A 14194-nucleotide genomic window follows, 5' to 3' on the forward strand; every position below is an offset into this window, starting at 1 on the left:
CTCAGAACCAGATCAGCACGCGGGCGTCGGCGCCGTTGAACAGTCCGAGCCCCTCGGGCCAGGCGTCCAGCGTTACCTCGATGGGAAAGCGCCGGGGCAGCCGCACCCAGTCCGTGGTCGGCTCGACATAGGGAATGACCTGTGGGTTGTCGGGCGAGCGGGCGACGCCGCCGGCAATGCCGCTGACCCGTCCCCAATGCAGCACCCACGGGTCTGAACCCAGCGTCAGCAGCGCCCGCTGGCCAACCCGGATGCGGGCGAGATGGCGCTCGCTCACATTCGCCACCACCCGGCGGCGCTTGTCGGTGACGATCGCCATCACCTCGCTGCCCGGGCGAAGATAATCGCCCACGCGGGTGACGAAGGGCGCGACGCGGCCGGCATCGGGGGCGTTGATCATGGTTTTGGAGAGATCGTACTGCGCCTTCGCCACCGCGGCGGCGGCGGATTCGATGGCGGCCTGCGCCACCGACACGCGCCGCGCCGCCACCGCGAGCTGCGCCCCGGCGGCCGTCACATTCGCGTTCGCGGTGGCGACATCGCGGGTGGCGACATCGAGCGTCGCCTCGGGCGAATAGCCCTCCTTCTCCAGGGTCTTGATGCGCGTCAGCTGGTCTTCGGCATTGGTCTGCACCGCCTGCGCGGAGATGACGGCGGCCTTGGCCGCGTTCACCTCGTCCTGAGCCAGTTCGAGATTGGCGCGGGCGGTGGCCAGCGCTGCCTGCGTTTCCTGCAGCTTCAGGGTATAGGGCGTGCGCTCGATCTCGAACAGCAGCTGGTCGGCGGTGACGCTCTGGTTGTTCTGCACCGCCAGCCGCGACACCGGCCCCTCCACCTGGGCGGAGAGCACGATGATGTCGCTCATCACATAGGCATCGCCGGTATAGGCGAGGAAGCGCACGCTGGTCTCATAAGCCGCGAACAAGCCGAGAATCACCCCAATGATCAGCGATACGGGGTGGCGAATAAGACGGCTCAGCATGAAAGGCGCGGCTCCACGGATTCCGGCCCGGGGCCGGCGCGGCGCATCATCGCGGCTTTGCCGCGCCCGCTCAATCCTCCCCCGTTACCGCCGGGCGGCGTTTACGCAAACGCAGGACCGAGGGTCCGCCCCTAATGCGGCTTGGGGCTGGGAGCGGGGTCGACCGGCCGCCGGCTCGCGCTGGCCGCGCAATCACAATCCCGCTGACTGTGGTAGGCATCGACGCCATATGCGCGGCGTCCGGCTGGGCGGAGAGGTGAGATGAGAGACATGGCCTTCGATGTCGCAATGTTCAGGTCGGAGACGCCCGGGGTGGCTCACCGCGTCCACCTCAACAATGCCGGCGCCGGGCTGATGCCGCAGCCCGTGCTCGATGCCGTCATCGGCCACCTTCGCCGCGAAGCCGAGATCGGGGGGTACGAAGCCGCCAGCGAGGCAGCCCAGACGCTCGACGGCGTCTATGACAGTGTGGCGCGTTTGCTCGGGGCCGAGCGGGAAGAGATCGCGCTGGCCGAGAACGCGACGGTCGCGTGGCAACTGGCCTTCTACGCCATCCCCTTCCAGCCCGGGGACCGTATCCTCACGGCGCGGGCGGAATATGCCGCGAATTACGTCGCGTTTCTTCAGGTCGCCAAGCGAACCGGGGCGGTGATCGAGGTCGTTCCCGACGACGGGGACGGCATGCTCGACCCTGAAGCCCTCGAACGCATGATCGACGGTCGCGTCAGGCTGATCGCCATCACCTGGGTGCCGACGAATGGCGGCCTGCGCAATCCTGCGGCCGCAGTGGGTGAGATCGCGCGCCGGCACGGCGTGACCTATCTGCTCGATGCATGCCAGGCGGTCGGGCAGATGCCGACGCGCGTCGATCAACTCGGCTGCGACGTGTTGACCGCAACGGGCCGCAAATTCCTGCGCGGACCGCGCGGCACCGGCTTTCTCTACATGAGGCGGGATCTGATGCGTCGCCTGGAGCCGCCGATGCTGGACCATTTCGCGGCGCCATGGGTCGCCCCGGACCGCTACGAACTGCGTCCGGACGCACGCCGCTTCGAGACCTGGGAGAACAATTATGCGGCGAGGATGGGTCTCGGCCGTGCCGTGGACTATGCGCTGGAGATCGGTCTCGATCGGATCGAGGCGCGCTGCCGCGCTCTGTCCGCGCGCTTGCGCGACGGCCTGCGGGCCTTGTCCGCTGTCACGGTGCACGATCTCGGGCGCGATCCGGCGGCCATCGTGACGTTCTCGGTCAAGAACCGCGACGCGGCAGGCGTGCAGCAGAAGCTCGCCCTTGCGGGCATCAATGTGAGCGTCTCCTCGCCCTCCAGCACGCTTCTGGACGCGAAAGCCCGCGGGCTTCCTCCGCTCGTGCGAGCGTCTCCGCACTACTACAACACCGAAGACGAAGTCGATCGTCTGGTGTCGGTCGTGAGCGCGCAGGTGTCCTAAGCCGCTCTAATGCCTCCGCTCCTCGATGGCCGGCAGCACCGGCTCCTCATCCTCCTCGCTGCGTTCGCGTGCGCCGGGGTGCTCCTCGATCACCGGGCCCGGGGTGCTGGCAGCGCGCGCGGCGGCGCGACGTGAGCGCACGGGCGGGGCGAGTTGCTCCGCGTTCTGGTTCACCACCCGCAGCGGCGGGGCCATGCCCTTCTTGTCGGTGCCGAGATAGACTGTCTGATGCGGATAAGGCATCTCGATGCCGCGCACATCGAAGGCGGCCTTGATGCGGCGGTAGAACTCGCGCCGCACATTCCACTGGCCGAGCGGACGGGTCTTGAAGCGGCCGCGCAGCTGAATGTGCGAGGGGTCCAGCGCCTCGACGCCGACCACCTCGAACGGCTCGATGATGGTTTCCGCCAGCGGTCCGGTCGCCGCCATATCGGCCGCGACTTCCGCCATCAGCGCCAGCGCCTCATCGATGCTCTCGCGATAGGCGATGCGCACATCGACCACCGCATAGGCGAAGTCCTTCGACATGTTCTTGACCGTCTGCACCTCGCCGAAGGGGATGGAGTGCACATTGCCGTCGAAGTCGCGCATATGGACGGTACGGATGGTGATCTTCTCCACCAGCCCGGCATGGGCGCCGACCTCGACCACATCACCCACGGAGATGGTGTCCTCCATCAGGATGAAGACGCCGGTGATCACATCCTTCACCAGCGTCTGCGCCCCGAAGCCGATGGCAAGGCCCAGCACGCCGGCGCCGGCCAGCAGCGGCGCGATGTTGATGCCGATCTCCGACAGCAGGATCAGGCTGCCAATGGTGAGCAGCACCACGCGGAAAGCGTTCTGCAGAAACGGCAGCAGCGTCTTCAGCCGGGTGGAATTGGGGTTGGCCGCCCGCAGCCGCTCGGCGAAGGCGGTGGAGATTTCCCACAGCACGAGGCCGACCAGCACCACCACGCCGATGGAGATGAGCCGCCCCACCGCCAGCCGCCCGGCCTCCGAGGCGAGCCGCTCGAACGGGCGCGCGCCCCAGATTTCCAGCAGCACCAGCGCCGCGACCAGCATCACCAACCCCTGCATGGCGCTGCGCAGCGCTGGCAGATAGCGGTTGGCGCGCGCCTCCAGCAAGGGGTAGCGGGTGCGCATCTCGGCATTGAGCTTGAACACCCGCTCGAAGGCCCGCAGCATCAGCGCGATGACGAGCGACGCCAGGGCGAGGGTGAGCAGCGAGAGCAGCGTGGCGCGGGCGAGGAAGGCAAAACCGCCATCGACATCGAGCGTCCACACCATAAAACCGGCGATGACATAGGCGATGGCGAGGACGTGCCAGAAATCGGCGACGGCGTTGCGCAGCCGCGCCATCCGGCTCTCGCGCGCGCCGAGCCGCCGCAGCCGCCGCGCCACCCCGCCCCTTATCTGCAGCACGAACACCACGGCCATGCCGGCGACGAACAGGCCGAGCAGATTGCCGAAGAAGCGGTAGGTGGGCAGAGCGAGGCCCAGCACCCAGGCGGCGCGCAGCAGAAAATGGCCGTAGACCAGCGTATAGGTGAAGCGGCGGACCCAGAGATAGCCATAGGCCGCACTCTCGTGGTCGAGCGGAAACAGACGCATCTGCGGCGCGTCCGGCGTCAGCGCCGCCCGCGCGCCGACCAGGATAAGCCGCGCCAGAACATTGGCGTTGATCACGGTAACGACGGCGAGGCGGACGATGAAATTCAGCTCCACCAGCGCCAGCACACCAAAGGCCGCCGCCGCGAAGGCGGCGATGGGCACGATGTCGATGAGCGTACGCAGCGCCAGCAGCAACGCGCGCATGAACAGGCCGCGCGTCGGCCGGGCCTCGATCGCCCGCCTCAGCCCGGCGAGCAGGCGCTTGGCGATGTATTCCGCCAGCAGGGCGGCGGCGAGCACGGCGATGATCATCGTCACCGCCCAGCCGACGCGCTCCAGTACCAGCGGATCCGAGAGGTCGCTGAACAGCTGCTCCGCCTGCGCCGGCAATTGCTCGATCTCGCCAACCAGCGAGAGCACCGAGCCTGAGAAGGCGCCGAGAGACTGGGTGGCGCCGGAAAGCCAGTCGTCGCGGCCGGGGGCAGGCTCCTCGACGGCCGCCGGTGCTGTCGCCGCGCCGGCCTCACTGTCCACAAGCGCCCGCAGCTGCGCGAGGAAACGGGCGCGGGCGGCCTCGTCGCTCAGCGTATCGAGCAGCGCCCTGAGATCGCTGGTGCGGCCCTCCGGCACCGGGGAGGCGGCGGGCGGGGCCCCGACGGCGGTGGAGGCACCGGCGGTCTGGGCCGCCAGCGGGCCGGCGAGGAGCGGGGTGAGGAGAAGGGAGAGGGCGAGGAGCAGGCGGCTGAAAGCACGCAGCGGCATGAGGCCTTCCGTCGTTCGCGGCTCTTCGGCGGTGAGGCCGGGAGCACGCCGAGGTGAGGGAGCCGGAATGGCGGGTGCGGCTCATCTAACGCCCGGCGCCGTGAAAGGTTCCGCCGCTGCGATCTTGCCTCCCACGCAGCGGCGCAATGTCGCCCCGCCTTGCTCCCGTCACCTTCATCCGCACATTGGGGCCGTTACCTTGCGTCAGTGAGAGGCTATGGAAGCTTTATCCGCCGAGGTGGTCGCGTTTCTGAGCGGCCACGACTATCTGATCCCGCTGGTTATCGGCCTCATCGCCTTCGGCGAATCGCTGGTCCTCGTTGGCATTCTCATCCCCGCCACCGCACTGATGCTCGCCATTGGCGGGCTTGTGGGAACGGGTATCGTATCCCCGCTTCCGGTCATCGCTGCCGCCATTGCCGGCGCGGTTCTCGGCGATGTCGTCTCCTACTGGCTCGGGCGCTGGCTCGGGCCGCGCGTGGTGCATCGCCGGCCGCTGCTGCGCTACCGCGAGCAGGTGGCGCAGGCGCGGCTGTTCTTCCGCCGCTTCGGCTTCGCCTCCGTGTTTGTCGGCCGCTTCTTCGGGCCGGTGCGGGCCACCATGCCGCTGGTCGCCGGCATGATGCGGATGGATCAGCGCCGGTTTCAGCTCGCCAATGTCTCCTCGGCCATCGTCTGGGCGCCGGTCATGCTCGCCCCGGGCTGGCTGGCCGGGAAGAGCGCCAGCGAAATGGGCGGCCACAGCCAGGGCGAATGGCTCGTCATGATGGTGGGCATCACCCTCGTCATGCTGATCGCCACTGTGGTGGTGCTGCGGGTGATCAAGGGGCGCATCGCCAAGCGGCCGCGCACGAGGCGCCGGCCTAGCGGGGTACCGGCGGGCTAAGCCGAGCCTTCGGCGCGGAGGTCGTCTTAACCATTTCGTAAGTATTCGTCCGCCCGCCCCAAGCCTTGCGCTACTATGGCCGGAGCAAGCCTACGGAGCGCCGCACCGTTCGTGCGGCGGCCCCGGAGCGAAAAACCTGGCCATGGGCGGACGGGAACGCGGAATGATCGACAAGCTTGAGCCCTCCATCGGCCCCGTGCGGGCCCGCGCCGGCGAAGAGACCGGCGCCGCCCCGCGTGCTCCGGCAGCCCCTGCCCCGGGAGTTCCTGCCCCCGCCGCCTCACCCAACCGCGCCAAGGGCCCGCCGCAGGACCCGGTGGCGTTCCAGCGCTGGCTCGGCATCGAGCAGCTAAAGCTGCAGATGCGCCGGCTGGAACTGGAGACCAAGCGCGCCGAGGCCCCCGCCCCGCGCGCCCTGCCCCCGGTGCTGCCGATTCTGTTCGGGCTGGTGCTGGTGCTGCTGCTCGCCGGTGTCGCGTTTCTCGCGGCGCAGGTGTTGAGCCTGCGCGACGAGGTGGTCACGCTGCGCGGGGCTGAAGCCATGCTCTCCGAACGTCTCGCAGCGCTGGAAGTGCCGCAGGCCGCCGCGCCGGCGACCCCGCCCGCCGCAAGCGCGACGGCCCCCGCCGCACCGGCATCGGCCGCACCCTCGCCCGCCACGCCTTCACCCGCGACACCCGGCCCCGCAACCTCCGCGCCGACCGATCCGCTGGTGCCTCTGGCCGGCACCACGCCGACTCCGGCCCAGAATGCGCCTGCGGCGACCCCGCCCGCTCCGGCGGCGGCGGCGCAGCCGGGAGCGGGCTATACGGTGCGCATCTTCGCGCCGATCAACACCGTGCCCAAGGCGCGGGTCGACGCCTTCACCGCTCCGCTGAAGGCCGCCGGCTTCGACGTCGTTGTGTCTGACACCGGCGTGGTGCAGACCACCAGCAACACGCTTTCCTTCCATGCCGGCAGCGCCGACATGGCCAGTGACGTGGCGGAGATCATCCAGAAGCGCCGCCCCGCGCTCGGGGTCGAGCTGCGCGCCTCGCCGTCCATTCCGGACAGCGCGCGGCAGGTTCTGATCCTTAATCTCACGGAAGACGCCTTCAACTGAAGGCGCGCGCGGTCGCGCCCCGCTCAGGCGGCGGCGCGCCCACGCCGGGCGGTGCGCCCGGCCTCGCGGATGGCGGCGATGTTGGCGGCATAGGCATCGCGGCCGCCCTTGAACACCGCTGAGCCGGCCACCAGCACATTCGCCCCCGCGGCGGCGCAGAGCGCGGCGGTTTCCGGCGTCACCCCGCCATCGACTTCGAGATGGATCGGCCGCTCGCCGATCATCGCCCGCAGCCGGTAGATCTTCGGCAGCACATCGGCAATGAAGGCCTGGCCGCCGAAGCCGGGATTGACGGTCATCGGCAGGATGAGGTCCACCTTGTCCAGCACATAGGCGACCACGCTCTCATGCGTCGCCGGGTTCAGCGCCACCCCGGCCTTCTTGCCGAGCGAGCGGATGAGCTGGAGGCAGCGGTCGAGATGATGCGTCGCCTCCGCCTGCACGGTGATGATATCCGCGCCCGCCTTGGCGAAGGCCTCGATATAGGGCTCCACCGGCTCGATCATCAGATGCACGTCGAAGACCTTGTCGGTGTGCGGGCGCATCGCCTTGATGACATCCGGCCCGAAGGTGATGTTGGGCACGAAATGCCCGTCCATCACGTCGAGATGGATCCAGTCGGCGCCGGCGCTGGCGACATCGCGCACCTCTTCGCCGAAGCGCGCGAAGTCGGAGGCGAGCATGGAAGGGGCGATGAGAACCATGGGGTTGTCTCCTGGCGTGTATCTGCCGTCACGGCGCTGAACCGTTTCGCTCCCTCTCCCCATTGGGGAGAGGGTTGGGGTGAGGGGTGTTGACTGCTCCACAATCCTACTGCCCCCTCACCGACCCGCTTCGCGGGCCACCTCTCCCCCAGGGGGAGAGGGAGATATCAGGGCAGCCCGGCCATGACGTTCAGTCGACGCTCACCGCAGCGGCGGGTAGCTGTCGATGCCGCCGGAAAAAACCCGGCTGGCGAGAATGTCCTCGGCGGCGAGGGTGACGAGGTCGTCCGCCGTCACCGGCCGGTCGGAATTGAACAGCCGGTTGGCCTGACGCAGCCGGGCGCGATCCAGCGCGTTGCGGATCGAGCGGCCATTGGCGAAATGTGGCTGCTGCATGCGCAGCTCGATATAGCGGCGAAACGCCTCCTCCGCCTCGCGGCTCATGCGGTAGTTCATGGTGTCGAGAATGCGCCCGCCAATGGCGTCGAGCTCGCCGGCGGAATAGTCGGGGAAGTCGACATGGTGCGCGACGCGCGAGCGGAAGCCGGGATTGGCGGTGAAGAAGCGCTCCATCCGGTCAGCATAGCCGGCGAGGATGACGACGAGATCGTCGCGCTGGTTCTCCATCACCTGCAGCAGGATTTCGATCGCCTCCTGCCCGTAATCACGCTCGTTTTCGGGGCGGTAGAGGTAATAAGCTTCGTCGATGAACAGCACGCCGCCCATTGCCTTTTTGAGGATTTCCTTCGTCTTCGGCGCGGTGTGACCAATGTACTGGCCGACGAGATCGTCGCGCGTCACGGTGACGAGGTGACCCTTGCGGACATAGCCGAGCTTGTGAAGGATTTCCGCCATCCGCAGAGCCACCGTGGTCTTTCCCGTGCCGGGATTGCCGGTGAAGCTCATATGCAGGGTCGGACTCACCGCCTCCAGCCCGAAGCGGCGACGGGCGGTGTCGACGAGCAGCAGCGCGCCGATCTCGCGCAGGCGGCGCTTCACCGGCACCAACCCCACCAGTTCGCGGTCGAGCTGGTCGAACACATCGGCGAGGCCGCTGGAGGCGAATTCGGCGCGCAGGTCGATGGAGTCGGGGGCCTTCGGCGCGGCCTCGGCGGCGAGTGTCGGGTCGTCGATCACGGCATCCATGGGCGTTGCTCCTGCCGGCGTCTTCTGGCGCCATCCCTTCGAGGCTCGCGGACGCTCGCACCCTGGGGATGACGTGGCTCAGAGAGAATTTTCGAAACGGCGTCATCTGAGGTGCCCGGCGGAGCCGGGCCTCGAAGGATGTTCGGAATGAAAAAGGGGACCGATGCCGGGCGCGGCATTCCGACATCGGTCCCTCGCGGCCGGGGAGGAAACCGGACGACCGCGGTTCTCCGTCGGGGGAGTAGTGGGGAGCCGACGGATCAGTAGCGCGCGCCCTCCGGGCGATTGGCCGCATAGGCGCGCGTCGTGTAGCGGATCGACCTTCCGTCGATTTCCTGGCGCTCCAGCGCGAAGCCGGGCTCTTCAGCAGGACGGTCGGTGATGAAGGAAAGGCGCAGCGACTCCCACGTATGAGTAGCGTCAAAGGCGCTGAGGCGGATGTACTGCCGGCCGCCATAGACCTTGCGGCATTCGTTCAGCTCGAACATCACGCCGGCGGCGTCCGGCACGTCGAACATCGGCTGGCCCCACAATTCCCAATAGGTGTTGCGCGGGTGCGGGTCGTCGGTGAACTCGATGTTCACCGCCCAACCCTTGTCGATGCAGTACTGGACTTGGCGGGTGATCTGCTCGTCGGTGAGATCGGGCAGGAAGGAGAAGGCTCCCTGGGTCAGGCGCATGGTGGTGTCCTCGTTTGCGTGCCCCGGACAAGCGGCGCGCAGCGCCGTGCCGAACCGGGGCCCAGGAGAAAATTCGCGAAGCGTCAAAGGCCTTTCGGCCAAAAGCGGTGGTGCCTTCGGCGGGTTCTTGCGCTGGGTCCCGGATCGCCTTCCGCTCGCGCTTCAGGCGTCCGGGACACGGCCTCGTCACTCCGCCGCAGTGGCCTGCGGCACGAAGTCGGGCGTGTCGGTGGAGCTGTAGTTGAAGGTCACGTCCTTCCACGTCTCCAGCGCCTGCTTCAGCGGCAGGCAGTGGCGCGCGGCGTCCTTCAGGATCTCCGGCCCCTCATTGAGCAGGTCGCGGCCCTCGTTGCGGGCGAGGATCATCGCTTCCAGCGCCACGCGGTTGGCGGTCGCGCCGGCCTGGATGCCCATGGGATGGCCTATGGTGCCGCCGCCGAACTGCAGCACCACATCCTCGCCGAGCAGGTCGATGAGCTGGTGCATCTGGCCGGCATGGATGCCGCCCGAGGCGACGGGCATCAGCTTGCGGGTCGAGGCCCAGTCCTGATCGAAGAAGATGCCATGGGCGAGGTTCTGCGGCACGAAATCCTCGCGGCAGAGGTCGTAATAGCCCTTGGTCGTGTGGGGGTCGCCTTCCAGCTTGCCCACCACCGTGCCGGCATGGATGTGGTCGACGCCGGCGAGGCGCATCCACTTGGTGATGACGCGGAAGGAGACGCCGTGGCTCTTCTGCCGCGTATAGGTGGAGTGGCCGGCGCGGTGCAGGTGCAGGATCATGTCGTTGCGCCGCGCCCACTTCGCCATGGACTGGATCGCGGTATAGCCGATGATCAGGTCGATCATGACGATGGAGGAGCCGAGGCTCTTGGCGAACTCGGCGCGCTCATACATGTCTTCCATGGTGGCGGCGGTGACGTTGAGATAGGTGCCCTTCACCTCGCCCGTACCCGCCTGCGCCTTGTTCACCGCCTCCATGCAGTAGAGGAAGCGGTCGCGCCAATGCATGAAGGGCTGCGAGTTGATGTTCTCGTCGTCCTTGGTGAAGTCGAGCCCGCCCTTCAGCGCCTCATAGACCACCCGGCCGTAATTGCGGCCGGACAGGCCGAGCTTGGGCTTCACCGTGGCGCCGAGCAGCGGCCGGCCGAACTTGTCGAGCCGCTCACGCTCCACCACGATGCCGGTAGCGGGGCCGTCGAAGGTCTTCACATAGGCGACCGGCAGGCGCATGTCCTCAAGGCGCAGCGCCTTGAGCGGCTTGAAGCCGAACACATTGCCGATGATCGAGGCGGAGAGGTTGGCGATGGAGCCCGGCTCGAACAGGTCGAGGTCGTAGGCGATGTAGGCGAACCAGGAGCCCGGCGCGTTCGGCACCGGGTCGACCCGGTAGCACTTGGCGCGGTACTTATCGCAGGCGGTCAGGCGGTCGGTCCACACCACGGTCCAGGTGGCGGTGGAGCTTTCGCCGGCCACCGCCGCCGAGGCCTCGATCTCGTCGACGCCATCCTGCGGGGTGATGCGGAACACGGCGATCACGTCCGTGTCCTTGGGCTCGTAGTCGGGCTGCCAGTAGCCCATCTTGCGGTATTCCATCACGCCGGCGCTGTAGCGGCTGCGCTTCTCCTCGGCGGGCTTGGTCTTGTCGATCGCGTTCATCGATCTTCTCCCTGTGCGTTCCCGTCGGCGCCGCGCGGTGGGCGCGCGCCTTGATGTCCTGTTGGGCCCCTTGGAGGGCGTTACTCCGCCGCCACTCGGGCGCCGCCGATCACCGGATCGAGGCTGCCGGAGGCGTAGCGCTTGGCCATGGCGGCCAGCGGCAGCACCTTGATCTGCGAGGCGTGGCCGGCCGTACCGAATTCCTCGAACCGCGCGCGGCAGAGGTCGCGCATCGCATCCATGGCGGGTTTAAGGAATTTGCGCGGGTCGAACTCGGCCTTGTTGCCCTGCGCCACCTTGCGGAACTGGGCGGTCATGGCGAGGCGGCAATCGGTGTCGATATTGACCTTGCGCACCCCGTGCCGGATGCCGCGTACGATCTCCTCCACCGGCACGCCCCAGGTCTGGGGCATCTCGCCGCCTGACGCGTTGAACAGGTCCTGCAGCGCCTGCGGCACCGAGGAGGAGCCGTGCATGACCAGATGCACATTGGGCAGACGGCGATGGATTTCCTCGATGATGTTCATGGCGAGGATCTCGCCGTCCGGCTGGCGCGAGAACTTGTAGGCGCCGTGCGAGGTGCCCATGGCGATGGCGAGGGCGTCGACCTTGGTGCGGGCGACGAAATCCACCGCCTGGTCGGGATCGGTCAGCAGCTGGTCGTGGCTGAGCTGCCCTTCCGCGCCGTGGCCGTCCTCCTGCTCGCCGGCGCCATGCTCCAGCGAGCCCAGCACGCCGAGTTCGCCTTCCACCGAGGCGCCGACCCAATGGGCGGCGTCGACCACGCGGCGGGTGATGGCGACGTTGTAATCGTAATCCGCCGGGGTCTTGGCATCCTCCTTGAGCGAGCCGTCCATCATCACGGAGGTGAAGCCGTGCTGGATGGCGGAGAGGCAGGTCGCCTCGTTGTTCCCGTGGTCCTGATGCATGCAGATCGGGATGGCGGGATACATCTCGGTCAGGGCGTCGATCATGCGCGAGAGCATGATGTCGCCGGCATAGGAGCGGGCGCCGCGGCTGGCCTGCATGATGACAGGGGCGTCGACGGCCTGCGCCGCCTCCATGATCGCGATGCCCTGCTCCATATTGTTGATGTTGAAGGCCGGCACGCCGTAACTGTGCTCGGCGGCGTGGTCGAGAAGCTGTCGAAGGGTGATGCGGGCCATTGGCTCTTCCTCTGGCTCAGGCGCAGGTCAGGAGGTCGCAGGTCGCGTCGACCACCGCCTCCGGGGTGATGTTGAAATGGCGGTAAAGATCGGCCGCCGGGCCGGAGGCGCCGAAGCCCTCCATGCCGATGAAGCGTCCGCGCTCGCCGATCCAGCGATCCCAGCCGAGCCGGGCGGCCGCCTCGATGGCGACGCGCGGGGCGGTGCCGAGCACGGCGCGGCGGTATTCATGGCTCTGGCGCTCGAACAGTTCCCAGCACGGCATGGAGACGACGGCAGCATCGACGCCGCGCTCCGCCAGAAGGTCCGCCCCCTTGAAGGCGATCTCGACCTCCGAACCGGTGGCGAGCAGCGTCACGTCGCGCCGGCGCCTGGGCTTGCGGGCGACATAGGCGCCGTAGCCGACGAGGTTCTCCTCCGAATGCTCGGTGCGGAAGGTTGGCAGGTTCTGCCGGGACAGTGCCAGCACCGAGGGCGTGCCCTCCGCGTGCAGAGCGAGCTGCCAGGCTTCCAGCGTCTCCACCGCATCGGCGGGGCGGAACACATAGAGGTTCGGCGTCGCCCGCAGCATGGCGAAATGCTCGATGGGCTGGTGCGTCGGCCCATCCTCGCCAAGGCCGATGGAGTCGTGGGTCAGCACATAGACGACACGCTGGCCCATCAGCGCCGAAAGCCGCATGCCGCCCCGGGCGTAGTCGGAGAACACCATGAAGGTGCCGCCATAGGGAATGCTGCCGCGATGCAGGGCGAGGCCGTTCATGACCGCCGCCATGGCATGTTCGCGAATGCCGTAATGGATGTAGCGGCCGGCATAATTGCCGGGGGTCACCGACTCCATGCCCTTGGTGACGGTCAGGTTGGAATGGGTGAGATCGGCCGAGCCGCCAATGGTGAGATCGGTGGCGCGATTGATGACGCCGAGCGCCATCTCGGAGGCCTTGCGCGTCGCCACCTTCGGCGCGGTCTGCGAGAGTTCGCGCTTGTAGGCGGCGAGCTTCTCGTCGAAATCGGCCGGCAGGTCGCCTTCCATCGCCGCCTCGAAATCGGCGCGGCGGCCGGAGGCGGAAAGCCGCTTCTCCCACGCCTCGCGCGCCTCGCGGCCGCGCCGGGCGATGGCGGCGAAGGAAGCGCGCACACCCTCCGGCACCTCGAAGGGCGGGTAGTTCCAGCCGAGCGCCTCGCGGGCACCGTCGATCTCGGCGGCGCCGAGCGGGGCGCCATGCACGGCCTCGGTGCCGGCCTTGGTCGGGGCGCCATAGCCGATGGTGGTGCGGCAGGCGATCAACACCGGCCGGTCGCTCGTCCGCGCCTCGGCGATGGCGTCGATGAGCGCGTGATGGGCGTGGCCGTCGACCCGCAGCACCTTCCAGCCGGAGGCGGCGAAGCGGGCGAGCTGGTCGGTGGAGGTAGAGAGCGCCGTGCTGCCGTCGATGGAGATGCCGTTGTCGTCCCACAGCACGGTGAGCTTGGCGAGCTTGAGGTGGCCCGCGAGGTCGATGGCCTCGTGGCTGATGCCTTCCATCAGGCAGCCATCGCCGGCGATGACCCAGGTGCGGTGATCGACGAGATCGTCGCCGAAGCGGGCATTGAGCATGCGCTCGGCCAGCGCCATGCCGACGGCGGTGGTGAGCCCCTGCCCCAGCGGGCCGGTGGTGGTCTCGACGCCGAGCGTGTGCCCATGCTCGGGATGGCCGGCGGTGACGGCGCCGAGCTGGCGGAAGCTCTTGAGCTGCTCCGTACCCATGTCGGCATAGCCAAGCAGATGGTTGAGCGCGTAGAGCAGCATCGAACCGTGACCCGCGGAGAGAATGAAGCGGTCGCGGTCCGGCCAGTCGGGACGGCTGGGGTCCAGCGTCACGAAGCGGGAGAACAGGGCGGTGGTGACATCCGCCATGCCCATGGGCATGCCGGGATGGCCGGACTTGGCCTTTTCCACCGCGTCCATGGCGAGCGCGCGCAGCGCATTGGCCATGTCGTCATGCGGGATATCGGCCGGGTCCTGAGGCGGACGCAGGGCTTCAGAATGGCTGGTCAACATGCTGTCCTC

11 protein-coding genes are annotated in these 14194 nt (G+C 68.1%); 3 read left to right on the plus strand and 8 right to left on the minus strand.

Annotated elements, in window-relative coordinates; genetic code table 11:
• Window position 1: 1 nt before the first annotated feature.
• Window positions 2–982: an HlyD family secretion protein gene (locus tag K9D25_RS00605; RefSeq protein ID WP_244378245.1), complete on the minus strand. Its 981-nt coding sequence runs from the start codon at window positions 980–982 to the stop codon at window positions 2–4.
• A gap of 270 nt (window positions 983–1252) precedes the next feature.
• Here K9D25_RS00605 and K9D25_RS00610 point away from each other — a divergent pair, with 270 nt between their 5' ends.
• Entirely contained in the window at window positions 1253–2431 is a 1179-nt protein-coding gene (locus K9D25_RS00610) for an aminotransferase class V-fold PLP-dependent enzyme (protein ID WP_244378247.1), read from the plus strand.
• Between the two features lie 6 nt (window positions 2432–2437).
• Here the strand turns inward: K9D25_RS00610 and K9D25_RS00615 are convergent, their stop codons facing one another.
• Complete coding sequence (locus K9D25_RS00615; protein WP_244378252.1) at window positions 2438–4807, minus strand: mechanosensitive ion channel family protein; 2370 nt, start codon at window positions 4805–4807, stop codon at window positions 2438–2440.
• 217 nt (window positions 4808–5024) lie between these two features.
• Here K9D25_RS00615 and K9D25_RS00620 point away from each other — a divergent pair, with 217 nt between their 5' ends.
• Together K9D25_RS00620 and K9D25_RS00625 are read left to right on the plus strand one after the other, a co-directional pair.
• The gene (locus K9D25_RS00620; protein ID WP_244378254.1) at window positions 5025–5693 is read left to right on the plus strand and encodes a DedA family protein; all 669 of its coding nucleotides are present in this window, start codon (window positions 5025–5027) and stop codon (window positions 5691–5693) included.
• Between the two features lie 163 nt (window positions 5694–5856).
• Window positions 5857–6795: a hypothetical protein gene (locus K9D25_RS00625; protein WP_244378256.1), complete on the plus strand. Its 939-nt coding sequence runs from the start codon at window positions 5857–5859 to the stop codon at window positions 6793–6795.
• A gap of 23 nt (window positions 6796–6818) precedes the next feature.
• Here K9D25_RS00625 and rpe read toward each other — a convergent pair whose 3' ends face one another.
• The 6 genes from rpe to tkt all read right to left on the minus strand — a co-directional run bounded on the left by rpe (window position 6819) and on the right by tkt (window position 14185).
• Window positions 6819–7499 (minus strand): ribulose-phosphate 3-epimerase, encoded by a 681-nt coding sequence (gene rpe / locus K9D25_RS00630; RefSeq protein WP_244378259.1) that lies wholly within the window; start codon window positions 7497–7499, stop codon window positions 6819–6821.
• 201 nt (window positions 7500–7700) lie between these two features.
• Window positions 7701–8645, minus strand: coding sequence for a CbbX protein (gene cbbX, locus K9D25_RS00635; protein WP_244378261.1), 945 nt, complete (start codon window positions 8643–8645; stop codon window positions 7701–7703).
• 260 nt (window positions 8646–8905) lie between these two features.
• Window positions 8906–9325, minus strand: coding sequence for a ribulose bisphosphate carboxylase small subunit (locus K9D25_RS00640; protein ID WP_244378262.1), 420 nt, complete (start codon window positions 9323–9325; stop codon window positions 8906–8908).
• Between the two features lie 186 nt (window positions 9326–9511).
• Complete coding sequence (locus K9D25_RS00645; RefSeq protein ID WP_244378264.1) at window positions 9512–10981, minus strand: form I ribulose bisphosphate carboxylase large subunit; 1470 nt, start codon at window positions 10979–10981, stop codon at window positions 9512–9514.
• Between the two features lie 80 nt (window positions 10982–11061).
• The gene (fba, locus tag K9D25_RS00650; protein WP_244378266.1) at window positions 11062–12147 is read right to left on the minus strand and encodes a class II fructose-bisphosphate aldolase; all 1086 of its coding nucleotides are present in this window, start codon (window positions 12145–12147) and stop codon (window positions 11062–11064) included.
• Window positions 12148–12163: 16 nt separating this feature from the next.
• Window positions 12164–14185, minus strand: a complete 2022-nt coding sequence (gene tkt, locus K9D25_RS00655) for a transketolase (RefSeq protein ID WP_244378267.1) — start codon at window positions 14183–14185, stop codon at window positions 12164–12166.
• Window positions 14186–14194 lie beyond the last annotated feature (9 nt).

It is taken from the genome of Ancylobacter polymorphus (assembly GCF_022836935.1).
GTDB lineage: Bacteria > Pseudomonadota > Alphaproteobacteria > Rhizobiales > Xanthobacteraceae > Ancylobacter > Ancylobacter polymorphus_A.